Consider the following 22,561-nt stretch of genomic DNA (forward strand, 5'->3'; position numbering starts at 1 on the left):
GGAACTAACAAATATTGCACGGCACTATTGTTGAAAATAGTCGTTTAAAGTATTCAAGATGGGCGTGAAGCGAAGCGAACGGCAAACATGGCGGCTAGTTATATTTTTAATTGAGCGCCTATTAACGTTGATAGATTGAAACAAGATAACCATTTTTGGTTTTTCGAAAGATGCTAGGAGTTTGAAAATTTGCAATCGTTGTTGTTCAAAAATATTGGGTGCCAGTCCTGTACACAAACGATATAGCATTTTTCCATCGCTGTACGAAGACATTGCTTAGATTCACTATATCTGAGTGAAACTCCCTAAATGGGCCCAAATTCGGGCTGTAGTGGGGCTGAAGGTTAGCCCCCTCAGCTACCCGATTAATTTACATTACCAAAGAGTTGAATAAATAAAACTTTTCCTGCTGGCACCAACAATATTTCGACACGCCAACCCATTGAATTTTAGCTTTTCATTCTTTAGTGCTTTGCCTATTGTCTTTAAGGACCAACGTAACCAACCTTCACTGCCTTTAGCAGCGGCGCCAACCAGTTTTGTCACTAAATCTTTCATATCAGAATTACATTTTTCAAGGGCAGAAAGCGTTTCTTCTAAAGCATCAACTGTTTGCTGATTGATTTGCGATTTTTGGTTTCTAAAAGAGGAGTCAAAGCCATATATCGTTTCCATGATATCAATTACGCTTTCCTTCTCTTCATCTGTTAATTTGGTACCGATCATAATAAAACTCCTTTAATAACTTTACTTAAGATTTCTTCCTTGCTCATACCATAGACACTAATTTGTGTAAGATAGCTCTTATTTTTCGCATTCGTTACGAAAACGTACGAAACACTGCGGCCAAAAATAATACTTACACTTTTATATCCGTTATTAACAACACCCGTTTCGCGATAGCCAGTATCATCGTATAAAACTTTATATAATGCAGCCAAATCATCTTTAAGCCTTGGATCGTCTATCTCTGCGTAATCATTCATAAGCAAAGCTGTTGGTACACGAGTCATATCAGAGTCACCTTTACCCCATGACTTTGACGTGTGTGTTTTTATGCTCATGTGTTTCTTTTTAGACCAAAAAATCATTACGCCATCATCACTAACTATTCTAGCGCCCTGCAATGAACCTACGTCTAAACACCAGTCTAAAAAACCATCACTAATTTTCACAAAGTCTTCTGAGCACCCAGGCTTCACGTCGTATTGAGTGACCTCTTGTGAATATGCTAATAAACTAAACAACGATAAAAGTAGTATTGACATCCATTTCATTTATTTATTTCTCCATTGGTAGATTAATCCCCCCGAATTCTAGCATTAATTTTTCCACTAATGACACATACAGAACAAAAAGGAACTAGCATTAAGTCCCCCATATCAAGACTCAATATAGCTCTCTAGAGCAGCTATATCTTTACTTATAACCTACGACTCACTTCCAACGTTTTGAAGTGCTGCTTTTAGTGTGGAGTTTTTGCATTAAACGCATTTTCCAAAAAATACGCCCGACACTAATGCAATAAACTACCCGCCTGCCACACGCCAGTAGTTCATCAGAAGGTTTTGACTTGCAGTAGAGATAACCCTGCGCTTGCGCACCACTGCATTCTCGGATAACTTACATTCGCGTGTAGTGGTCTAATAGCACCGGACACTTAATTGAGAGACAATAATCGTCCATGAATTAAGGTGTCAGTATGAGTCAGAAACGCAGTCACAAGCAATATACGAAAGAGTTTAAAGAAGAAGCTGTAGCTTTTATTGGAACAAGGCTACTCCGTTTCAGAAGCCGCTAAATCGCTGGGTATTGGCACCAGTTTGCTATACAAGTGGAAGGAAAAAATCGAAGCACAGCGCGAGGGTGTCGCGTTGGTATTGTTAACTCCTGAAATATAACGTTGCCCATGAGCGCCTTATAGTTTTCTTGATTCTTCCACCGCATCTAGAATGTTTTTTGTAGTTGCTTTTGTGTTGATGCCCGAAACATCAAACGGTGATTTAACTTCATTTTGCTTAAAGTTAACCGTAAATGTTTTACCGTCCCTACGCTGAATAACGACCTCCTCGTTTTCTGCTAACGACAATAGCTCTGATAAATTTTGACGTGCTTCAGAATATGTATAGATTCTCATAAATTACTCCACTACAACAATGTTAAGTTGCTTTGCCACATCTTTCATTTTTTTGTCTAGCGTTAATAACGGACAGTTTAAAGACAAAGCACATTGTAAAAAATAAGCATCGTATGCATAGATATTAAATTTTAGAGCTAACTCTAACGAACTGTTTACATCAGTTTGAATCAACCTAACCGGTATTGCCTGAGTTAGCTCTATAGCCTGCATAGCCTCGTCTTGAGACAACTGTTTTCTTTTAACTATTGCACTTAGTGCATTACCAATCTCATAGGGTCATAATTAGAACCTCATTAGCTTGTAGTGAGGTGTCTACTTTTCATGGGTAACTTGGCATTCTAACGCCGCCAGTTGCGGACGAAGTTCCGAAAGCTGGCTTGGTTATACGTTTTTTGATATGGCTCACTCATGATGCAACCGAGAACCACACCAAGGACAAAATACGATGTGGTCTCCTTTGCTACCAAATACCCAGACAGGGTCTTCACCTCTATGTAAAGTTGAGTAAATACGTTCACGATTTGTTTTGTTGTATTCTTCAACGGCACAATAAAAACCAGCACAACAGTACTTTGCAATACTCTCGCTGCGTTTCCAAAACTCCTCTGGATAGACCTCCTTGATCCATTGCTGACACTTCTGGCAATCAAGAATATGATCTAAGTATTCCTCGTGATCGCCTATTGGCATAGTCGTCTTTCGAGCTTGTTTTCCTGCTTTGATTTTGAAGTAACTATTTAATGGTGCTCCATTTTGCTTTTCAATCAGATAATTTCTCGTATGCTTACAAATGGAGAGCATCTCTTCATTAGAGTACAACTGGAGTCTAACTTCTCTCATCCTTGCTCCTGTGATCGATTAATTACGTATAACAATTTCTTATACAGCAGCCGCATTTTCGGTGCTATACAGCATCTGTATAAGTTATTTTATAAGAATCACAATAACACTTTTTGGCCAAATCAAAGAGTCAATTTTTGCTCAAGGTTATTAAAACAATGGGTTCCCGACTTCGCGGGAATGACTGTTGGAGTGCTATTTAGGCCTGAAACTAAAGTAATAAACTACCGGCCTGCCAACAAGCCAATAGCTCGTCTGCAGGTTTTGGTTTGCAGTAGAGATAACCCTGTGCAAAGTGGCACTGTTGCTGTATCAGGTAGTCTCGATGGGCAACGGTTTCAACACCTTCTGCCAAGACCGTTAAGCCCAGTGATCGCCCCATACCGATGATCGCATTCACAATCGCTTCGTCATTGGCATCATCCAGAATATCCCTGATAAACGACTGATCAATCTTTAGAATATCAATAGGGAATCGTTTTAAGTAACTCAGTGAGGAGTAGCCGGTTCCAAAGTCATCGACGGCGAGTGTAATGCCGAGGGCTTTAAGCTTATTCAGCTGAGCGATGGTTCCTTCTACATCTTCTATTAGAATGCTCTCCGTTAGCTCTACCGACAAGTGTGCAGGGTTTAATTCGGTCGCCTCTAACGAGTTCTGAATCACTCGGCATAGGTGGTCGCCATGCCTGAACTGATAGGCAGAAACATTAACCGCGACTTTGACAGCAGGAAATCCATTTTTCTGTAGTCGTCTGTTTTCTTCACACGCCTGGCTGATAACCCAATCACCGATTTTGCCTATCATGCCGGTTTCTTCGGCCAACGGAATAAACGTCAAAGGTGAGATAACACCCTGAATTGGGTCGACCCATCGAATAAGCGCTTCTAAGCCAATCAGCTCTTTGGTTCTCAAGTCAACTTGTGGCTGGTAGTGCAGAACAAAGTGGCCACTCTCAATGGCATGACGAAGCTTATTCTCAAGCAGTAAACGCTCTTGAGCTTTGCTGTTCATCTCTTCCTTATAGAACTGAAAGTTGTGCTTACCCTCAGCTTTTGCATGGTACATCGCCATATCTGCATTCCGCATCAGGGTATCCGCATCGTTGGCGTCTTGCGGGTACACTGCAATGCCGATGCTGGTTCCGACTATGACCTGATTTCCCATCAACTCAATCGGTTCTGCAAGTTTATTGATAAACAGTGTGGCAATATCGATTATTTGATCGATACCGGGCATACCTCTCAATACAACCGTGAATTCATCTCCCCCCAGGCGCGAGACAGTGTCCTCCTCTCGGACGATGCCTGAAAAGCTTTTTGCCACATGCTGTAAAACCAGATCACCATATTTGTGCCCTAACGAGTCATTCACTCGCTTGAAGTTATCAAGGTCAAACAACATCACTGCAACCATCTGATGCGGGTAGCGTTTAGCACTGGCGATGGCCTGGTCTAACCGGTCATTCAATAACCTTCGATTAGGCAAACTCGTCAACGGGTCATAGAAAGCGAGTTTTTTAATGGTTTCCTGTGCCTCGTGCAGCTCTGTATTGTCTTCCTGGGTCGACAAATAGTGCGTAACGTTGCCCTGCTCGTCTCTGATAGGCGAGATGGACTGTAGCGACCAGTAGAGTGTGCCGTCTTTTTTTCTGTTCTGAAGCTCTCCATTCCACTCATCACCTGCCAGCAAGGTGTGCCATATTTCTTTGCTGACCTCCGCAGAGCTGTGTTCACTTTTGAGCAGTTGAGGTGTTTTTCCTACAACCTCCTCTAGCTTGTACCCGGTCAGCTGGGTAAAAGACCGGTTTACATACTCAATATCACCTTGGGTATCGGTAATAATGATGGCATTTGAGCTCTGCTCTACCGCTTGCGACAGCTGTCGAAGTTTCTTTTCTGCTGCTACCCTGCGTTGCTCATGGTCTATATGTCTGATAGCCGCGCTAATATCATCACTTAAGCTGGAAAGCAGACCAAACATTTCGCTATCAAACACATTGGGTGCAGCAGAGTAAATGGTGAATATTCCCATCACCTCACCACCAAACCGAAGAGGCACTGCGGCCAGGGCGCGATAACCCCGTTCAATCGCCGCTTCACGCCAGGGGGAGAAGTCCGGGTCTGTCAGCACGTCATTGACATAACAGACCTGAGCACGTTTCGCTGCTTGCCCTACAGGGCCTCTCGCTAACACCGAGTCATCAACGCGCATTTCCATATCTTTCAAATAACCGTGTTCGTCACCGGCAAAACTCTGAGGGCTGACCACATCATCTTTGATAACGCCAATCCATGCCATTTTAAAGCCACCCTTTTGAATGGCGATATCACAGATTCTCTGAAACATCTCTTCACGGTTTTTTGCTAATAAAATCGCCTTATTGGTATGGCTTAACACCGTGTAAAGCCGATTAAGGCTGGCCACTTTTTCTTGAGCCACTTTTCGTTTGGTAATGTTCCGGCGCACATGAACCATGCCCGCGGTTTCACCCACATAATGAATGTTGGTCAATGTAGCCTCAAACCAACTCTCAGACTCAGGGTCAAAAAACTCGAAAGAGCGCAGTGGGGTTTGCTCCAATACCGCCCGACAAACCTGACAGTCGTCGATACTTAGACTGGCTGGATGAAGCAATTCGTGGCAATGACAGCCTACACATTCAGCCGTGGATAACTTTGTAGTTTGTCGTACCGCTTCGTTAACTTGTCGTACGATACCTTTGGCATCAATAACGACAGTTTCATCAGGCACCGCATCATACGTATTCGCTTCTCTCGACAGGTTTTTAAATGGCTCTTTTAGCGAGGATTCAATCAACGCAACATAGATGCCCCAAAACGAGAATAGTTTTAATAAATGCCCAACCATCAGCATGATGCCTTGAAAGTCGCTGTACAAGGTAAACGAGAGTTCAGCCGCGATGGTGAACACAATAGATGCATCAATAACCCGCAGCACATGCTTGTCGATATTCTTCCGCTCATGCCACAACGCCATGACGGCCAGGATCAGAATAGTGACAATAATATATTCGCTGATAACTTTAACTGGCTGCAAACCGCTACCGGCAATATGCATCACCGGCACCCATTTATTTGCAACCGCTATTAGCGCGGCTGTCGAAATGGCGCCGCAATAGAGAAACGCCCGCCTGCGGTTCAGTTGACGCGCAATAAACAGTGGCGCAACCAGCAATACCAATGCCTCAAAATAACGAGCAATAATCCAGATTTGTAACGTCGGATTGGCGTCATACACCGAGAAAAAAGGCAGCCCGGTAAATGTTAAGGTGTGGAAAAAATCTAAAGTGCCTACCCAAAAATAGCCTACCCCCAAAAACATCAAGTAGTTATTTCTTGAAAGTGAGTAGGTGTTCCAGGCAACCACAAAACTGATAATGGCAATACCAATTGCGAACAATTCTGACAGGGTGTGAAACAAAAGTGGATTATAGGCATTAACAGGAATCAGCCCGGCGGCGATCAATACGGGAACCCACCAGACACTCCCGATCGAAGCCAAAAAGCTCATACATCTAGATAACTTTAACACCAACAACCCGACTCTCTTTTATAAAATTCAAAGCCCAAAACACTTGAGAACGCCAGCGCTTGGGAGCATAGGCAGCAGAGCCCGCCCTAAGAAAAACACCAGAAAAAGTGTTTTATGCAGGCTTACTTGGCACATCACCCGCGATAGAAACTACCGTTTAGAATAGAATAAAATCAGTAAGCTATCATCAAAAGTACACATAAAATAACAACTCTATGCGGCGCGTCTCCAGAGTACGATTGAGAACAGGACAACAACCAGTAAAGGAATACAGATAAGCAATAACGACTGCCAACCCAATGTATACAATACCCAACCGGAAGAGAGAGAAGCGACCGCCTGAAAACCAAATACGAAAAACTCATTAAAAGCCTGTGCTTTAAACTGTTCTCCCTTACGGTAGCTTTGAGGTAACAGTGATGTTCCCCCCACAAACAGAAAATTCCACCCCACTCCCAGCAGCACCAATGCCAACCAGTAATTCATTAGTGCCTGATCAACAAAAGCAACCACAATGCAGAGCAAAAATGCAGCAACCCCGGCCAACATAATGTTGCCCGTGCCAAATCGACTGATCAACCAACCACTAAAAAAGGAAGGAATAAACATCGCCATGATGTGACTCTGAATGACCCACTTCGTATCTTCTAACGAATGACCCATAGTGATATGCATGCTCATTGGTGTCGCGGTCATAACGAAACTCATCACCGCATAGCCAACGGCAGCCGATAATACAGCAGTCCAAAATACAGGGTGTGAAGCAATCTCAACTAAAGAACGCCCCTCCCCCCGCTCCTCGGTGACTATCATTGCGTTAGATTTATAAAATAGCAGCAACATCGCACACACCAGATACAGCATAGCCAAAATAACAAAGCCGCCTACATAGTGAACCGAGAACAACTCCTTGCTCCGTAAAGAAATTTCAGGCCCAGCATAGGCTGCAATCAAACCACCTAACAAAACCCGCGCTGCCGCACGAGCCATATCATCAGGGGCAACACTTTCCATTGCGGCAAAACGATACTGCTGGACAAATGCCAGCCCTGCGCCCAGCAAAAATATACCACTGCAAAAGCCCCAGAAAAGTTGTTCATTCACTGAATACGCCGAGAGCAGCGCACCACAAAAACTAACCAAACTCCCCAAAAGGAATGAGAGCTTTCGCCCTATCGACTGCATCAAGAACGTGACAGGAACAGCAGCCACCGCCGTGCCGACCACCATAATCGCAACCGGCAATGTGGCTAACGAACTATCGGGTGCCAAAGCGGCGCCAATTAAACCGCCTGAAAACACCACCATGGGGGCAGCCATCATGGCAATTGACCCCACCAGCATTAATAGCCAGACATTGAAAGGCAGTAGTTTCATTCAAAATTCCATAAAATATTGCTGAACAAAAAGCGATGTTAGAGATAGCAAAGTCGCGAGTTAAAACAAGCCTAAAGCTGAAAAAGAGGTACACAATAATATATAGATTATCACTTCCGCTAACTGCTGGGCGGCCCCCAGGCAATCACCGGTATACCCACCTATTTTAGCCAGCAGGTAGCGCTTAATACCGACATAAACAACCCATAAGGTGCCCAATAGAACCAGCACAGTCACGACATCTAACAACAGTAACAACCACGCTACGCTGGCAGCTGCAAACCATAGGGCGTTATCAGTCAATTTCTGCGCCTGGGAGGCGACTTTACTTTTTTGGCTCTCTTGTACATAGTCCATGTTATAAATAATTAAGAGGCAAAATAAACGGCTTAACGGGTGCGCAACAACAAGTGCACATACGACGTTGCCAGAGTATTGACCGCTGGTAAACACATTGAACAATGGCTCCTGTGCTGCTAGCGTCAACAATGCCATCAACTTCGTCCCCAAGATCAACAATAACCCCAAAGCGCCATAGGAGCCTAAGCGGGAATCTTTCATGATGCGTAGTATTTGATCTTTCTCCCAGCCTCCACCAAAGCCATCACAAGAATCAGCAAAACCATCCTCATGAAAAGCCCCTGTAATCAGAACAGTTAATGACATCGATAAAATAACTGCCAGCAACGAGCCTAGGAGAAGGGAGAATATGGCGTATGATGCGGCAGCAACGAGGCCAACCAGCAAACCAACCAGTGGAAAGTAGCGGGAACAGTCTGTCAGGTATTGCTCTTCAAACTGAACCCACTTCGGCGTAGGCAGTCGGGTTAAAAACATTACCGCAGTAAAAAACAGGTCTAGCTCTCTGCGCCAATTTATATTTTTCATAAAAAATCTATTTCTAAAGCTGAACGATAAAGGCTGATATTCGGGCGTTAAAACAAGGGCTAACGAGTGTCTGTGAATATCGAAAGCGCGTCAATAGAAGTTAGTGTAATAACAGAATCGCCGCTATAATACTCACCAACATTAATAGCCACCAACATTTATGCTTATTTACACTGATGACTTACGCCGTTTCGATAACGGGGAGAAACCATGAACCAAGACCAGCTTAAAGAGGCTGTTGCCAAGGCAGCGCTCGACTATATTCAACCCAAATTATCGGATGATAGTGTTATTGGCGTTGGCACTGGGTCAACTGCCAATTTTTTTATTGATGCCTTAGCCAGCATTAAAACATCTTTTGACGGTGCGGTCGCAAGTTCCGAGGCAACAGCAGAAAGGCTGAAGTCCCATGGTATTCCTGTTTATGAGTTAAATACCGTCTCTCATCTGGAGTTCTATATTGATGGCGCAGATGAAACCAATGAACGACTTGAGCTTATCAAAGGTGGCGGCGGCGCCCTGACCCGTGAAAAAATTGTTGCCGCAGTAGCACAAGAGTTTATCTGTATTGTCGATGACAGCAAAATGGTTGATATTCTGGGTGACTTCCCTCTCCCGATAGAAGTCTTGCCGATGGCTCGCAGCTACGTCGCCAGAGAACTGGTTAAGCTAGGTGGTGACCCGGTCTACCGGGAAGGGTTTGTTACCGACAACGGTAATATTATTTTGGACGTCCATAATATGAACCTGTCTGCGCCTATTTCAATCGAAGAACGCATTAACCAGATCACCGGTGTAGTGACTAATGGCCTGTTTGCATGTCGACCAGCCAATGTACTTTTAATGGGCACCCGTGATGGCGTTAAAACCATCACTGCCAAAAGCCAGTAAAACGCTAATTAAGGTCGGCTGCATAGCGTTTGAGAATATCCAGCGGCACAATCTCAAGCGCTTTAATATGTGTACGGGAAAGGTGAACACGGGGTGCCATTCCCTGCTCATGTGCTTCCAGCCATCTGGCGGCGCATAAGCACCACCGATCACCGGGTTTTAACCCCGGAAACCCATAGTCTGGCATGGGGGTGGATAGGTCGTTTCCTTTGAAGCGAGAAAACTCTAAAAAGGCCTGAGTCGCTTCGATACACACGGTATGGGAGCCTACATCCTGGCCGTTTGTATTGCAGCAACCATCCCTAAAAAAACCCGTTACCGGGTCTTCACTACAGCTTTTCAACACCTCTCCGTATACGTTCAGAGAGTCATCCATATCCAGCTCGCTCATAAAGCCTCCGTGTCGTTACATTTAAGTCATCACCATACTGAACCAACAGCGTCTTAACCAGCAGCAGTGCTAATCAGTGCAGTTAAAAACGTTTGCTATTGTCTTTTCTATAAGTCTCAAACACTGCAAGCTCCCATGGCCGAATAGCCACCATCATACTACTGCCAAAGCGTTCTGATAAAGGGAGTTCCTGATCATCATCATTAAATTGCCGAAACTCCTGAACCAGCCGCTCCATCTTCCTCAACATAATTTCGTTCGATGCACGGGAAAGCATCCCGGATACGAAAAGTCTGGACTCGCCCGCGCCATTAAAACGGGATTTAAAAAATTCCGATTGCACCTGCGCATCAAAAAAGCGATTAATAGGTCCATTGGGAATCCAGCTGAAGTCAGGCGACATCAACAACTTGACCCGATTATTTGGCAACAACTCGATCAGCTTCAGTTTATCGAGTGAAGCAAGCACCTGAATAAGCTCATGCTCTGTCAGGGTGTAGGCGTCCAAAATATCATTAAAACTCCAGCGATTAGATACGCAAACCGCCACCAGCAATAACTTATGGTCACTCACCAGCAGTGACTCCTGCTCCAGGGTAAGCTGGCTAATCAGGCGTTTATCCTGCTCCATTCGCTGTAGAAGTTCAGAAATTTCCATATCCATTAACTGGCATATTTGATCGAGCCGTTTCAATGAAAAGTCTTTCTCTGCGAACAAGCGCTTTACGCTCGACTCAGCAATATTGAGCGCTCTGCTCACATGCTTATATGTTAAACCGTGGGATTTAAGCTCTCGTTTCAATGTGCTGACAATACTGGTTGTCTCAGCCAAATCTATTCTCCACCTAATCACTTACGACAGCTAAACACTGCAATGGTATCAATATACGATACTTATAGTTTATCCAACAGAGACTTCAAGCATTTTAGTTGTTTATCCAAGACCCGATCAGTAAATTTTGCACATCAGCTAAGCGACACGCTAATCACTATAAACAGCCGTTATTTGGGAGAAACAATATGATGATCGATGAAGTACAAAGCAACAGCCAGAGCTGGTTATTTTTTGTTAAAGCCTCATTTGCCATTTCCCTACTGGCTATGGCAGTAGGCATCGTGATGATACCTGCGGACTTAATGGTTAAAGGGTACTTGGCCATTTGCGCACTATTTTTAGTGAGCTCAACCATCACGATGTCTAAAACATTACGAGATGATCACGAGAGTCAGCGCCTCATTAACAAGCTATCCGAGGCCAAAACACAGCAAATTATTAAAGAGTATTCAGACGCATAAGTTAGACCCAACAATGCCATAGTCAGGAGTTAGCCACTATGAACGTTATGAGAAAAATTGCCACCGCCCTTCGTGGGTCAGTACGTGAAAGCGCAGAAGTCGTTATTGATGCAAATGCCATCAGGATATTCGAGCAAGAGATCGTCGATGCTGAGCATGGCATCGCCAGATCAAAGCAGCAACTCGCCTATGTTATGGCGGAGCGAGTTCAGCTTGAACGATCAAATGATCAACTCAGGGAGCAGATCAAATCCAGAGAGAGTCAGGCCGCAAAGGCGTTGAGCATTGAGGATGCCCCCCTGGCAACCGAGCTTGCGGAAGACATTATTGAGAAAGAAAAGGTCATGAATGAGCAAATGCTTGCAGTCAATAACCTGATAACACGGGAGAAAAATCTCACTCGCAATATCCAGTCATCAGCGCAACAAATAAAAGCCTTCCGCAGAGAGTTAGGAATCGCCAAAGCAACAGCCAGCGCGCAAAAGGCGTCCAGGCTTGCCAATAATCATGCTCACTCAGTCGACACCAATATCATCGACTTAAACAGTTCATTACAGCGAATCAAACAGCAGCAACAGAGAGTAGATGATACAGCCAGTGCAGTCGCGGCTATTGAAGATGAAATAGGTGACGGAGCGCTGGATAAAAAAGTAGAAAGCGCCGGACTAGGAACCCGCAAAGCCGATATCCAAGCGGTATTGGATCGGGTAAGAAAATAACCAATCATTCTGACACAAGCCTCCGACCGGAGGCTTAATTGATTCTGCGTTACTGCTGTGCCGATAGGCCAAACAGTAACGCATTGACATTAGATACCTGCCGACTGAATCCAAAGCATTTCCACCGCTATTCTCATAGCTGCTCGCTTAGTGGTTCGATCTGTAGGGTGAATACCATCGCCTCGATGCTCAAAACGTTTCCACATATCGATCTGGATAGCATTCGGTAACTCATTCGCAATACGATTCTTATGCAAGTTGCGAAGTTGGTTGTAGTCCGTTTCACTTATGGCCCAGTTCAGACCAAACGCCGTTTGAAAAAATGGTAAATCCAAGGCGTCCCACTCTGGCATGATATCGTAGATAGGTGTCACACCTGCATCCAGCGCACGCTGTCCAACGGCGATCAGACGATCTACTGTTGCATTCATATCAGACAGGGTACACGGTATAGCATCACTTTGAGGTATCCCAAACGAATCAGAGTGCAAGCAGTCATTGGCCGTCGTTATAACCACATAATCAGCATTAACAGGGCCACCAGGAACCGTTACCCTGCCCAGTGCTTTAGTTAGCTGTTTGTCATAACCTTGCCACTGTACAAGCGGGTCACAAACAGGGTTGCAGGCAACTCGGTCAAATGTTGTCGCGCCTGCTTGGGCCTCATTAATAACATGGCCATCCAGTAGAGGCGTTCGCACTAGTGCATTCCCCAACGATAGGTAACTGCCAAAGTCTACGGCGCCCCCCCCCAAGGGTGCCTGCAAGTTGTCATTAAAAGGCACACCGGCATTCGCGTAAGATGCACCAATAATCAGCAATGGCTTATCCGATGAAAACGCGCCTACCGAGAAAAAAGTCATCACTAAAAACGTTAATATCTTTTTCATAAAATCTATCCTTTGTTATTTATAGTTTTTGGATCAAGGCTGTTGGTTTGTCGCACCAGGGCAGTATAACTCTCTCTGAAAGACCAACAGGAAGTCATTAGCATTGAAGACAATGAACGTTCGGGTTTCCCCTCACGGTGCCTACGGCTAAAAACACACTAAACCTATACCAGGCAAAAGCCTGTAAAAAGTAAATTAACGTAACCGAAGTTGATTCAAATGCAACCAAACACAAACGCAAACCTGTTGAGCCTGAAAAAACGCTACACTCATGTCGCAATCTGCTATTTTTTTTCTAAAATGCTGTACTGATGCAGCGCTTTTTTACTTAAAGAAACAATTGCTCATCTTTTCAAAATTGCTACACCTGTCACACTTTGTGTTAATCGTTATAACGACAATGAAATTGATCTAACACAATTAACTCGCTCACTGAACAATTAAACTGAACCAACAACCCCCTACGTGGGTATTTTTTTACTTGAGAGGTTAACACCCGTTAACATACTGGATACTACATGCTGAATACTAAAGGCAAAATTTTATCAGCGGCATGCGATATCTACCTTGAGCAAGGCTCAAAAGGCATGAGTATGCGCAAGGTTGCCAGCAAAGCCGGGGTCACACCTACGGCAATTTATCGTCATTACGAAAGTAAGGAAGCCCTTCACCATCAAGTGTTAATTGATGGGTTTCGTACCTTTGGTTCCTATTTGTACCCAGCGATAGCTGGCACAACACCTCTCGATAAGCTCAACCAGGCAGCTGATGCTTTTTTCCGGTTTGCCACTGAGCAAGCGCGATACTACGAACTTCTATTTCTGACCATGGACTCAACTAACGAAATTCAAGTCGACAAAACATTGCAGAAAGAAGCCATGGCAACTTACGAGTTCATTATTAACAGCGTCAGATCATGTATGGATGCAGGCATATTTAAAAAAGATAATCCGGAAGAGGTTGCGATGTTATTGCTTTCAACCTGCAACGGATTCTTTGGTCTTTATGTCTCAAAGAAGTTCGAAGGTAGCATTGAAGAAATGAAGCAAAAATATGACCGCACTTATCAGCGAATACTAAGGGGCTTGGCTGCATAACAACACCTCACTGCATAACAGCACAAGGTAAATTCAGTCCCCTCTTATCACTGTTAACGACAGGGGTTAGTAGTAGCCGTTAACGCTTAAAGAAATGAAAAACTGAAAACGGAATCAGGGAGAACACCGAATGAAACTGCTAGACCTACCCAACAACATCCTATTCAACAAGAAGGCACCTGCAACGCCGTCTGCTGAAAAAACGAAAGTGATACTAAACCCAAAGCTCGAGAACTACGACCACCTCGATAAAAAATCCAGAGAGCTGGTTAAAAAAACCATCGCCTTTTTTGAGAAACGAGGAAAAGCAAAACTAAAAGAGGATGACCATGAACGAACCTGGTATGCCGACTTTTTAGAGTTCGAGAAGAAAGAGAAGTTATTCGCAACCTTCCTGACGCCTGAAAGGTACGGCAATAAAGATTATCGCTGGGACACCTTCAGAAACTGCGCACTAAATGAAATATTTGGTTTTTATGGCTTGGCACATTGGTATACCTGGCAGGTTACCATCCTTGGCTTGGGGCCAATCTGGATCAGCCATAACGAAACAGTTAAAAAGCGTGCCGCAAAACTCCTTAAAGAAGGCGGTATCTTTGCGTTTGGCCTGTCTGAAAAAGAGCACGGCGCAGATATCTACTCCAGCGACATGCACCTGACTCGCCAGGAAGATGGCACCTATCTAGCCAATGGCAGTAAATATTATATTGGTAACGGTAACAAAGCCGCATTGGTCTCAACATTTGGCAAACTAACGGATACTGATGAGTACGTATTTTTTGTCGTCGATTCACAGCATAAAAATTACGAGTTAGTTCAGAATGTTGTGAACTCTCAAAACTATGTGGCTGAGTACAAGCTCAATAACTACCCTATCCGTGGAGAGGATATACTGGCCAAGGGTCAAGAGGCCTGGGATATGGCGCTCAACACAGTCAACATTGGTAAGTTCAATTTGGGCTGGGCATCGATTGGCATCTGTTCTCACGCCTACTATGAAGCGATAAACCATGCCTCTCATCGTCGTTTGTTTGACCATTACGTAACTGACTTTGTCCATATAAAGCAGCTATTTAATGATGCTTACGCGCGTTTAACCGCAATGAAACTATTTGCAGAGCGAGGCATCGATTACATGCGTTGCGCCAGCAAGGATGACCGCCGTTATTTACTGTTTACCCCCATGGTTAAAATGAAGGTGACGACTCAGGGCGAAGAGGTTATAAACGAGCTATGGGATGTCATGGCGGCTAAAGGGTTTGAGAAAAACATGTATTTCGAAATGGCCGTAAAGGACATTCGCGCACTTCCGAAACTTGAAGGCACGGTGCACGTCAACATGGCGCTTATCCTGAAGTTTATGGGCAACTATTTCTTCAAACCGGCTAAGTTCCCTGAAATACCGACTATGAGCGAACCGAAAAATGATGATTTTCTATTCAATCAAGGTGCAACCAAAGGCTTAGGAAAGACACGCTTTCACGACTACCGAAAAGTTTATGACAAGGTTGACCTGCCTAACGTCAACATTTTCAAAAAACAGATTCGGCTTCTGAAATTACTGCTCGTTGCAGGTAAACCAAGCAAAGAGCAAAGCAAGGATTTCGACTTCTTATTGAATCTGGGTGAGCTATTTACACTGGTGGTCTACGGCCAGTTAATTTTGGAAAACGCTGAAATTAAAGGCATCGAAGATGACCTTGTTGAACAGATATTTGACTTCATGGTTCGCGACTTTTCCAAGTTCGCACTGCAGTTGAGTCAAAAAGGGTGCGCTACGCTCGTTCAACAAACTATCTGCGACCGCATGATCAAGCGCCCCGCCGTTGACCCTGATCGTCATAACAGAGTCTGGGAGAGCTACTCATACAACATGAAAGACCAGTTCGAAATGAACCCATAAATTGGCCACCCAATACGTGCCTATTCTGATATAGCTTCATTCTGCCCCCACGAAAGTGGGGGTTAATAATTAATTGAAGTCGCTGGATGACTAGCTGTGCTGAGATAACCAAAAGCAACGTATCTAACTTGTTCTGAATGGGCACTAATCGATAATACATTGATTTAATTAAGCTGCGAATTAGATCAAAGAACTATTGATAATATCTCCTAGCCTCTCTATATTTCTACACCCTCCCCCGTATAACAAAGACCCATTTAATATGACAACGCAGAGCCAGTCGCGCATGCCCTCTTTACAGGCAAAGACAGCGCCAATAACAAGCAGCTTTAAGGCAACACTGCCTGTTTTATTTGGCTATATCCCGATGGGAATGGCATTTGGTTTATTGCTTTCAGATCAAGGCTATGCCTGGTATTGGGCAACCATTATGGGAGTAGCCATTTTTGCAGGTGCAGCGCAATTTATGGCAATCGGGCTTCTCGCTGCAAATGCAGGGCTTTTTGAAGTGGCGATGACAACACTGCTGCTTAACTCGCGCCATATTTTTTACGGTCTGTCGCTCATTCACCACGTACAGGCCAGAGGCTGGCGAAAGCTCTATATCATTTTCGGGCTGACTGACGAAACCTATTCGCTGCTCACCGCCCACCATGCAACCCAAAGCCAAAGGAGTCGCCCAACCAAAGAATCTAGCGATTTAGCACTGAGTGAAGGCCGCTTTCAATTTATCGTTACCGCTCTTAACCAGAGCTATTGGGTATTTGGCTGCACCATTGGTGCAATATTGGGTGGCGCGATAACATTTGATACGACCGGGCTCGATTTTACCCTGCCTGCCCTCTTCATGGTGTTAGTGATTGAACAATATAAAGCGACTCAAAAGCTGTTTCCTTTTTTGATTGCTCTCATCTGCGCAGTCGCATCGTTGGCTCTGTTCGACTCAGATAGCATGCTGCTGATATCGATCAGCATGACATTGGCGCTGCTGCTAGGTAAACACCGGTTAGATACAAGGCTAGGAGTAAAGTAATGGAGAATACGCTCTATCTGGTTAGCTTTATTCTGGTGATGAGCTTGGCCACATTCGTGACCCGAGCCGCCCCGTTTATGCTTTTTCACAAACAGGGTGAGCACCCCATATTAGTGTTTCTAGGCCGCTATTTACCCCCCGCCATTATGCTTTTGCTGCTGATCTATTGTGTAAAGGACATTAACTGGTTTGTAGATAAAGGTGGAGTTAACGAACTCGTAGCCCTGGGCGTGGTAACCATTGCACACCTGCTCTTCCGCAACCCGCTCATTAGTATTTTGTTGGGAACCAGTCTCTACATGTTTCTGAAACAAAACATGTAAGGCCACATAGGCTATTTCAACAATAAGCCATTAGTTCCTAAGCGCTTTAAAGACATTAATTCAGCGTAAGCCTGATTAAAGCCTTCTAATATACGCTGGTAATGAGGGTTTGAGCGTTTGATCCAAACCACTACAGGTATTGTTTTAAGCGGATAAAAATAGTACCGAGCATCCTGGCTGGCGGAGTAAGACTTCAGCAGTGGCTCTGTTTCTTTCGAGCTCCAAACAAAATCCCCTCGCCCTTTGCCGAACATTTTTAAGGTTAACTTGGCGGTTCTTGCTTCAATCACGATCGCTTTGCTTTGACTCTCCAATGTTCTCAGGTCTTTGAATACAATATAGGGCAATTCTAAACCCAGCGGCACAACCAAAGACCGTCCAATCAACAGCGACGTATCAACGTTTTGAGTAAGCTGTTCTCTTGAATATATGCCTCCGGTCCAAAGGTAAGACCAGTCGATAACATCACAACACGCCTCAAAGCGGGGGATTTTACCTGTCAGTAGCAAATCAATGGCTCCATCCTCTAACTGCTTATATGAACGAGCCGCGCTATCCGCGACAAACGTGCATTTGAAACGCTGCCTGCGACACATTTCGTTAAGTACATCGAAAAAGTCGCCTTCTACCTGCTCGGATTCGTTCAAATAATAAAGTGGAGGATAATCATAGCCCGCTATCTTAACCGACAACGGAGGGCTCGCCTTTAATTCTGATGAAAGAATCACCACACTTAAACAGTATAAAAACAACCTCACCATAGCATTCCTGATTAATAGCCACGCTAGCAGATTACGCCAAGTCATAACTTCAGTATGAGTAAAAAATGAAATAGCACAAACTTTGGTGTTCTGACTGAAAAGGTCAGGGGGTACTCGCAACAAGGCATGGTAGCTTAGCCGTTTAAGCAGGTTGAACCAAGCACAACTCCATAATCTTGGACTTCAAATGATTCGGGTTAAACGGTTTACCCAAATAGCCATTCATACCTACGTTGTACGCTTCAGCTACAAACTCATCCGTCGTGGTCGCGGTAAGTGCAATAATGGGAAGAGGAGCCCCTTTCATTAAGCTTCGAATCGCCAGTGTCGCCTGAAAACCGTCCATAACCGGCATTTGTATATCCATCAACACTAAGTCGTATGTTTTTTCACGAACTCTCTGCACGGCTTCTTCACCGTTTTTCACGATATCAAGCTCCACGCGCCACTTAGTTAACCACTTTCGAATAACCATCACGTTAACCGGGTTATCTTCCGCGACCAGAATTGAAAGCCCTGCCAGTTCTTCGTTTAAGTCAGGGTTATGACGATTGTCCAGATAACCCTTGGAGGCACTGGACGGAGCACCATCCAGCACCTTTTTCATAGTCAGGGTAAACGAGAATGTTGTTCCTTTGCCTTCCTCGCTTTCTACCTCAATATCTGCCCCAAACGCTTCCAACAACCCCTTGGTAATCGACAACCCGAGCCCACTCCCTCCGTAATGACGAGTGATTGTACTGTCCGCCTGGGAAAACTGCTCAAAGATGTAACCCAGCTTGTCCTGTGCAATGCCGATACCCGTATCCGAAACCTTAAACGCTATGTCAGCCTCACTTTCGTCACTGCGAACAATCGCAACACTCAGTGTCACGCCGCCGACTTTGGTAAATTTAATCGCATTACTGGTTAGGTTTAAGAGCACCTGAGTCAGGCGAACCGGGTCAGTCTGATACATTTCATCAAGCTGATTATCCAAAGAGACCTTAAACTCAATACCTTTCTCACAGGCCAAATATTGCGAGCTATTCTTGATACTATTAACCAGTTCAGCTAGACAAAAAGGCACTGTTTCTAAAGTGATTCGACCAGCATCAATTTTGCTGAAATCCAGCACGTCGTTAATAAGCGTGAGTAAGTTTTCGGCCGCAAATTTAAGAATATTCAAACTCTCGACATGTTCAGGTTTTGGGTCATCTTCAAGTAGCAGCTGCGCCATCCCAATAACGCCATTCAGCGGCGTGCGTATTTCATGGCTCATTGTCGCTAAGAAATTTGCCTTTACGATTGCCGCTTCTTCTGCCTTTTCTTTGGCTTCAATTAATGCAAGTTCGGTTTGTTTCTGACGGGTAATATTTTTTGCAGTGACGGCTATTCCAACAGGCCTTCCCTCTTCGTCAGTGACAACAAACTGACTGACCAATGCAGTAACATAGTAGCCGTCTCGCATTTGTAGCTCAGTTTCACCATGCCAATTCCTCTGTTCACAGGCCATCAACCAGGGCTCTTTCGTGGTGGAAGATGGGCTATTCACAGACAGGTTGTCATCAGCGCCTATTATTTCAGGGTCGCGGTACATGGCACTCAGTTTCATTCCGATCAGCTCGTTAAGGGCATAACCGGACAGTTTTTCCGCAGCCTGATTGGCCAGTTTAATATGTCCTGCCATATCGCAGAAAAAAACTGCATCCAGATCATTTTTTATAATCTGTTTGCTCACCACAAGTTGCTCAAAATTCCGCTGCGCAGAGCCACTTTCATAACGGAAAAACAGGATAAAAAGAAATGAGCAGGACAGTGACCCCAACACGACGGTCACTCGAATATGCTCAAGCGCCGAGTCGGTTAGCTCATATCTGAAAAAAGGCGCAACGCAAAACACCAGATCAAGCACAATGAGAAACGAAGCAATACCCAAGCAAAGAGTTTGTAAGCCATACTCTCTAAACCGAAATAGCATTACAGACACCGGAAGGCCGACGACCAGATAAAGGAAGACAAACGTCTCTTGCCCCAGCAGCGTTGAATTAACAAACCCCAGAGCATAATTAACAATGACGAATGATGTACGGGCTAACTTGTTGTAACCGAGCTGGTTCACATAAGGGATTGAGGCATTGAATAAAACGAGAAAGAATACGGTTGAAAATGCCGTGTAAAGCTGATGATGCCAATATAGAAAAAGGTATGGAATTAAGCCAACGGCAAGCGTATAGGCCGCTAGATTACATAGCCTGACGCATTTCGCTAAACTGGATGAGCTATCAGGCGAAATACCCTGGTTGATGAATGTTTTAACTGAAATATCCATTTAGCACGACAATAATCCATATCCTTCAACAGTCCCCCCTAAAGCACGTTCGACTGATGCATGCCAGACCGATTATCAGTGTGCGTTAGGATTACCCTACAGGGTAAAAATTATACTCAACCACCGGGCAAAATTCTTGATTAAATTGTCATAGATGTGACATTGAGTTCATATTTCCACTATACCTCCACACACCGAACAGAAACCAAGCGCTTGCTTGGTTTATCTATTTCATCCATACTCACGATTAACACCATAACCACCCACCAATACAATAATCCCAAATAAAGGTGAAGCGATGAGTAAGGATACAGGCTATTTTAACGAGACTCATAACCTTGTTCGCGAGAGCGTACGCCAATTTGTCACTCGCCATATCTTGCCCAATATAAACGAATGGGAAGAACAGGGTACATTCCCAAAAGCGCTTTACCAACAAGCCGGAGCAGCAGGTATCCTGGGTATTGGTTTCCCAGAAGAGTATGGTGGTACCGGCCACAAAGACACTTTCATGAAGCTTGCCGCCAGTGAAGAGCTGATGAGGTCAACCTCGGGTGGATTAGTCGCAAGCCTTGGATCGCTCGATATAGCGCTCCCTCCTATTGCGCTATGGGGCAGCCCCGCACTTAAAGAGAGGGTCATTCCTCCTGTATTACGGGGTGAAAAAATTGCGGCGCTCGCGATAACAGAACCGGGAGCCGGTTCAGACGTTGCAGGCATCGCTACAAAAGCGGTGAAAGAGGGCCAGCACTATCGGGTCAATGGCAGCAAGGTGTTTATTACCAGTGGTGTGCGAGCCGACTATTATACCGTAGCCGTCAGGACAGGCGGTCCAGGCCATAACGGCATTAGCATGTTGCTGATCGAAAAAGGGACGGCTGGTTTCACTGTTGGCAAGAACCTTAAAAAAATGGGATGGTGGGCCAGCGATACCGCAGAGCTGTTTTTTGACGATTGTATGGTTCCGGCAGAAAACCTGATTGGTAGTGAAAACAACGGATTCGTCTGCATTATGACCAACTTTCTGCAAGAGCGACTTTTCCTCTCAACAATGGCGTATATGACTGCCCAACTCGCATTGGAAGAAAGCCTTAAATACATTAAAGAGCGGGAAGCCTTTGGACGTCCCATCGGTAAATTCCAGGTCACCAAACACAAGCTGGTAGATATGGCCACTCAAGTTGAAATAGCCAGAGAGTACACTTATCGAGTCGCAGCCCTCATGCAGGCGGGAAAAAACCCAATCAAAGAGGTATCAATGGCAAAAAATTTCGCCACCGAAGTTTGCGAAAATGTAACTAACCAAGCTGTACAGCTATTTGGCGGAATGGGATATATGCGAGAGTCAGTTGTTGAGCGTCTCTATCGTGATAGCCGAATTCTTCCCATCGGTGGAGGCACAACCGAAATAATGAAGGAGCTGATTGCCAAACAAATGGGCTTATAGGGTATTTCAAGCACCTAAACCACCAGCAAGCGATAAAAATGTGATATTTACAACTTATTGCTATGGTACAACTGTTGGTTTGATGATCAGGAAGGATTATAATTCGCGCCTTTATAATTCAGGAAACACGGACAAAGGTACTTCCATGAACTTTGACAATATCCCAGCAGGCCAAAACGCGCCAGAAGACATCTATGTAGCGATTGAAATCCCTGCAAACAGCAGCCCAATCAAATACGAAATTGACAAAGATCTGGGTGCACTAATGGTTGACCGCTTTATGGCAACCCCCATGTTCTACCCTGCAAACTATGGTTTCATCCCTCACACGCTGGCAGACGATGGCGACGCGTTGGATGTTCTTGTTGTCACACCATACCCTGTTGCTCCAGGCTCTGTGATTCGCTGCCGTCCAGTGGGTGTACTGAACATGGAAGACGAAGCCGGTGAAGATGCAAAACTGGTTGCTGTTCCACACGACAAAATCACTCGTCTATACAAAGATGTAAAAGAAGTGACAGACCTGCCTGAGCTGCTTCGCGAGCAAATTAAGCACTTCTTCGAGAACTACAAAGATCTCGAAAACGGCAAGTGGGTTAAAGTTCAAGGCTGGGAAAATTCAGACGCAGCGCGACGCGCAATCGTGGGTGCCATTGCAGCTTATAACGGTGAAAACGGAAAAGAAGGCTAACCCTTTAATT

Annotated in this window: 22 protein-coding genes and 1 pseudogene; 10 read left to right on the forward strand and 13 right to left on the reverse strand. The window is 44.7% G+C overall.

The window, feature by feature from the left end:
- Window positions 1–375 precede the first annotated feature (375 nt).
- Window positions 376–726: a hypothetical protein gene (locus tag MY523_RS13850; RefSeq protein ID WP_250655285.1), complete on the reverse strand. Its 351-nt coding sequence runs from the start codon at window positions 724–726 to the stop codon at window positions 376–378.
- On the reverse strand, window positions 723–1,277 hold the full coding sequence (locus tag MY523_RS13855) for a hypothetical protein (RefSeq protein ID WP_250655286.1): 555 nt from the start codon (window positions 1,275–1,277) through the stop codon (window positions 723–725). Before MY523_RS13855 ends, MY523_RS13850 begins: the two co-directional genes overlap by 4 nt.
- 425 nt (window positions 1,278–1,702) lie before the next feature.
- Between MY523_RS13855 and MY523_RS13860 the strand changes: the two are divergent.
- Window positions 1,703–1,877, forward strand: a pseudogene (locus MY523_RS13860) (transposase); the annotation flags it as partial.
- A 41-nt stretch (window positions 1,878–1,918) separates the two neighbouring features.
- On the opposite strand, the gene MY523_RS13865 reads toward MY523_RS13860, so the two are convergent.
- The 6 genes from MY523_RS13865 to MY523_RS13885 form a co-directional block, all read right to left on the reverse strand.
- Entirely contained in the window at window positions 1,919–2,137 is a 219-nt protein-coding gene (locus MY523_RS13865) for a type II toxin-antitoxin system Phd/YefM family antitoxin (RefSeq protein WP_250655287.1), read from the reverse strand.
- 3 nt (window positions 2,138–2,140) lie between these two features.
- Complete coding sequence (locus tag MY523_RS21960; RefSeq protein WP_370301046.1) at window positions 2,141–2,368, reverse strand: type II toxin-antitoxin system VapC family toxin; 228 nt, start codon at window positions 2,366–2,368, stop codon at window positions 2,141–2,143.
- A gap of 174 nt (window positions 2,369–2,542) precedes the next feature.
- Entirely contained in the window at window positions 2,543–2,980 is a 438-nt protein-coding gene (locus MY523_RS13870; protein ID WP_250655288.1) for a hypothetical protein, read from the reverse strand.
- 211 nt (window positions 2,981–3,191) lie between these two features.
- Window positions 3,192–6,512: an EAL domain-containing protein gene (locus MY523_RS13875; protein WP_250655289.1), complete on the reverse strand. Its 3,321-nt coding sequence runs from the start codon at window positions 6,510–6,512 to the stop codon at window positions 3,192–3,194.
- Between the two features lie 234 nt (window positions 6,513–6,746).
- Window positions 6,747–7,910, reverse strand: a complete 1,164-nt coding sequence (locus MY523_RS13880; RefSeq protein ID WP_250655290.1) for an MFS transporter — start codon at window positions 7,908–7,910, stop codon at window positions 6,747–6,749.
- A 60-nt stretch (window positions 7,911–7,970) separates the two neighbouring features.
- A complete protein-coding gene (locus MY523_RS13885) occupies window positions 7,971–8,798 on the reverse strand; it encodes an adenosylcobinamide-GDP ribazoletransferase (protein WP_250655291.1) in 828 nt (275 codons plus the stop codon).
- Between the two features lie 210 nt (window positions 8,799–9,008).
- Between MY523_RS13885 and rpiA the strand changes: the two genes are divergently transcribed.
- Window positions 9,009–9,689: a ribose-5-phosphate isomerase RpiA gene (gene rpiA, locus MY523_RS13890; RefSeq protein WP_250655292.1), complete on the forward strand. Its 681-nt coding sequence runs from the start codon at window positions 9,009–9,011 to the stop codon at window positions 9,687–9,689.
- A gap of 4 nt (window positions 9,690–9,693) precedes the next feature.
- On the opposite strand, the gene MY523_RS13895 is transcribed toward rpiA, so the two are convergent.
- Together MY523_RS13895 and MY523_RS13900 are read right to left on the reverse strand one after the other, a co-directional pair.
- Window positions 9,694–10,071: a DUF2237 family protein gene (locus MY523_RS13895; RefSeq protein WP_250658824.1), complete on the reverse strand. Its 378-nt coding sequence runs from the start codon at window positions 10,069–10,071 to the stop codon at window positions 9,694–9,696.
- Between the two features lie 91 nt (window positions 10,072–10,162).
- Complete coding sequence (locus tag MY523_RS13900) at window positions 10,163–10,912, reverse strand: helix-turn-helix domain-containing protein (RefSeq protein WP_250655293.1); 750 nt, start codon at window positions 10,910–10,912, stop codon at window positions 10,163–10,165.
- A 188-nt stretch (window positions 10,913–11,100) separates the two neighbouring features.
- Here MY523_RS13900 and MY523_RS13905 point away from each other — a divergent pair, with 188 nt between their 5' ends.
- A complete protein-coding gene (locus MY523_RS13905; protein WP_250655294.1) occupies window positions 11,101–11,376 on the forward strand; it encodes a YiaA/YiaB family inner membrane protein in 276 nt (91 codons plus the stop codon).
- Window positions 11,377–11,414: 38 nt separating this feature from the next.
- Complete coding sequence (locus MY523_RS13910) at window positions 11,415–12,095, forward strand: PspA/IM30 family protein (RefSeq protein WP_250655295.1); 681 nt, start codon at window positions 11,415–11,417, stop codon at window positions 12,093–12,095.
- An 89-nt stretch (window positions 12,096–12,184) separates the two neighbouring features.
- Here MY523_RS13910 and MY523_RS13915 read toward each other — a convergent pair whose 3' ends face one another.
- Complete coding sequence (locus MY523_RS13915) at window positions 12,185–12,985, reverse strand: SGNH/GDSL hydrolase family protein (RefSeq protein ID WP_250655296.1); 801 nt, start codon at window positions 12,983–12,985, stop codon at window positions 12,185–12,187.
- 518 nt (window positions 12,986–13,503) lie between these two features.
- Here MY523_RS13915 and MY523_RS13920 point away from each other — a divergent pair.
- The 4 genes from MY523_RS13920 to MY523_RS13935 all read left to right on the forward strand — a co-directional run bounded on the left by MY523_RS13920 (window position 13,504) and on the right by MY523_RS13935 (window position 17,341).
- Complete coding sequence (locus MY523_RS13920; RefSeq protein ID WP_250655297.1) at window positions 13,504–14,082, forward strand: TetR/AcrR family transcriptional regulator; 579 nt, start codon at window positions 13,504–13,506, stop codon at window positions 14,080–14,082.
- 130 nt (window positions 14,083–14,212) lie between these two features.
- Window positions 14,213–15,985, forward strand: coding sequence for an acyl-CoA dehydrogenase family protein (locus MY523_RS13925; protein ID WP_250655298.1), 1,773 nt, complete (start codon window positions 14,213–14,215; stop codon window positions 15,983–15,985).
- A gap of 262 nt (window positions 15,986–16,247) precedes the next feature.
- The gene (locus tag MY523_RS13930; protein WP_250655299.1) at window positions 16,248–17,018 is read left to right on the forward strand and encodes an AzlC family ABC transporter permease; all 771 of its coding nucleotides are present in this window, start codon (window positions 16,248–16,250) and stop codon (window positions 17,016–17,018) included.
- Window positions 17,018–17,341: a branched-chain amino acid transporter permease gene (locus MY523_RS13935; RefSeq protein WP_250655300.1), complete on the forward strand. Its 324-nt coding sequence runs from the start codon at window positions 17,018–17,020 to the stop codon at window positions 17,339–17,341. The genes MY523_RS13930 and MY523_RS13935 overlap by 1 nt, the downstream gene beginning before the upstream one ends.
- Window positions 17,342–17,352: 11 nt before the next feature.
- On the opposite strand, the gene MY523_RS13940 is transcribed toward MY523_RS13935, so the two are convergent.
- Window positions 17,353–18,033 carry a transporter substrate-binding domain-containing protein gene (locus MY523_RS13940; RefSeq protein WP_250655301.1) on the reverse strand — a complete coding sequence of 227 codons (681 nt, stop codon included), beginning with the start codon at window positions 18,031–18,033 and terminating at the stop codon, window positions 17,353–17,355.
- Window positions 18,034–18,244: 211 nt separating this feature from the next.
- Entirely contained in the window at window positions 18,245–20,413 is a 2,169-nt protein-coding gene (locus MY523_RS13945) for a PAS domain-containing hybrid sensor histidine kinase/response regulator (RefSeq protein WP_250655302.1), read from the reverse strand.
- A 298-nt stretch (window positions 20,414–20,711) separates the two neighbouring features.
- Between MY523_RS13945 and MY523_RS13950 the strand changes: the two genes are divergently transcribed.
- Together MY523_RS13950 and ppa are read left to right on the forward strand one after the other, a co-directional pair.
- Window positions 20,712–21,860, forward strand: a complete 1,149-nt coding sequence (locus tag MY523_RS13950; RefSeq protein WP_250655303.1) for an acyl-CoA dehydrogenase family protein — start codon at window positions 20,712–20,714, stop codon at window positions 21,858–21,860.
- A 145-nt stretch (window positions 21,861–22,005) separates the two neighbouring features.
- Window positions 22,006–22,551, forward strand: coding sequence for an inorganic diphosphatase (gene ppa / locus MY523_RS13955; RefSeq protein WP_250655304.1), 546 nt, complete (start codon window positions 22,006–22,008; stop codon window positions 22,549–22,551).
- Window positions 22,552–22,561: the final 10 nt, after the last annotated feature.

It is taken from the genome of Alkalimarinus coralli, assembly GCF_023650515.1.
Lineage (GTDB): Bacteria > Pseudomonadota > Gammaproteobacteria > Pseudomonadales > Oleiphilaceae > Alkalimarinus > Alkalimarinus coralli.

Bases quoted from the DNA above. Each gene is read 5' to 3' on its own strand.
- MY523_RS13910 (WP_250655295.1), top strand. From the start codon at position 11,415: ATGAACGTTATGAGAAAAATTGCCACCGCCCTTCGTGGGTCAGTACGT.
- MY523_RS13880 (WP_250655290.1), bottom strand. From the start codon at position 7,910: ATGAAACTACTGCCTTTCAATGTCTGGCTATTAATGCTGGTGGGGTCA.
- MY523_RS13875 (WP_250655289.1), bottom strand. From the start codon at position 6,512: ATGAGCTTTTTGGCTTCGATCGGGAGTGTCTGGTGGGTTCCCGTATTG.
- MY523_RS13920 (WP_250655297.1), top strand. From the start codon at position 13,504: ATGCTGAATACTAAAGGCAAAATTTTATCAGCGGCATGCGATATCTAC.
- ppa (WP_250655304.1), top strand. From the start codon at position 22,006: ATGAACTTTGACAATATCCCAGCAGGCCAAAACGCGCCAGAAGACATC.
- MY523_RS13905 (WP_250655294.1), top strand. From the start codon at position 11,101: ATGATGATCGATGAAGTACAAAGCAACAGCCAGAGCTGGTTATTTTTT.
- MY523_RS13945 (WP_250655302.1), bottom strand. From the start codon at position 20,413: ATGGATATTTCAGTTAAAACATTCATCAACCAGGGTATTTCGCCTGAT.
- MY523_RS13930 (WP_250655299.1), top strand. From the start codon at position 16,248: ATGACAACGCAGAGCCAGTCGCGCATGCCCTCTTTACAGGCAAAGACA.
- MY523_RS13885 (WP_250655291.1), bottom strand. From the start codon at position 8,798: ATGAAAAATATAAATTGGCGCAGAGAGCTAGACCTGTTTTTTACTGCG.
- MY523_RS13850 (WP_250655285.1), bottom strand. From the start codon at position 726: ATGATCGGTACCAAATTAACAGATGAAGAGAAGGAAAGCGTAATTGAT.
- MY523_RS13950 (WP_250655303.1), top strand. From the start codon at position 20,712: ATGAGTAAGGATACAGGCTATTTTAACGAGACTCATAACCTTGTTCGC.
- rpiA (WP_250655292.1), top strand. From the start codon at position 9,009: ATGAACCAAGACCAGCTTAAAGAGGCTGTTGCCAAGGCAGCGCTCGAC.
- MY523_RS13870 (WP_250655288.1), bottom strand. From the start codon at position 2,980: ATGAGAGAAGTTAGACTCCAGTTGTACTCTAATGAAGAGATGCTCTCC.
- MY523_RS13915 (WP_250655296.1), bottom strand. From the start codon at position 12,985: ATGAAAAAGATATTAACGTTTTTAGTGATGACTTTTTTCTCGGTAGGC.
- MY523_RS13935 (WP_250655300.1), top strand. From the start codon at position 17,018: ATGGAGAATACGCTCTATCTGGTTAGCTTTATTCTGGTGATGAGCTTG.
- MY523_RS13925 (WP_250655298.1), top strand. From the start codon at position 14,213: ATGAAACTGCTAGACCTACCCAACAACATCCTATTCAACAAGAAGGCA.
- MY523_RS13865 (WP_250655287.1), bottom strand. From the start codon at position 2,137: ATGAGAATCTATACATATTCTGAAGCACGTCAAAATTTATCAGAGCTA.
- MY523_RS13855 (WP_250655286.1), bottom strand. From the start codon at position 1,277: ATGAAATGGATGTCAATACTACTTTTATCGTTGTTTAGTTTATTAGCA.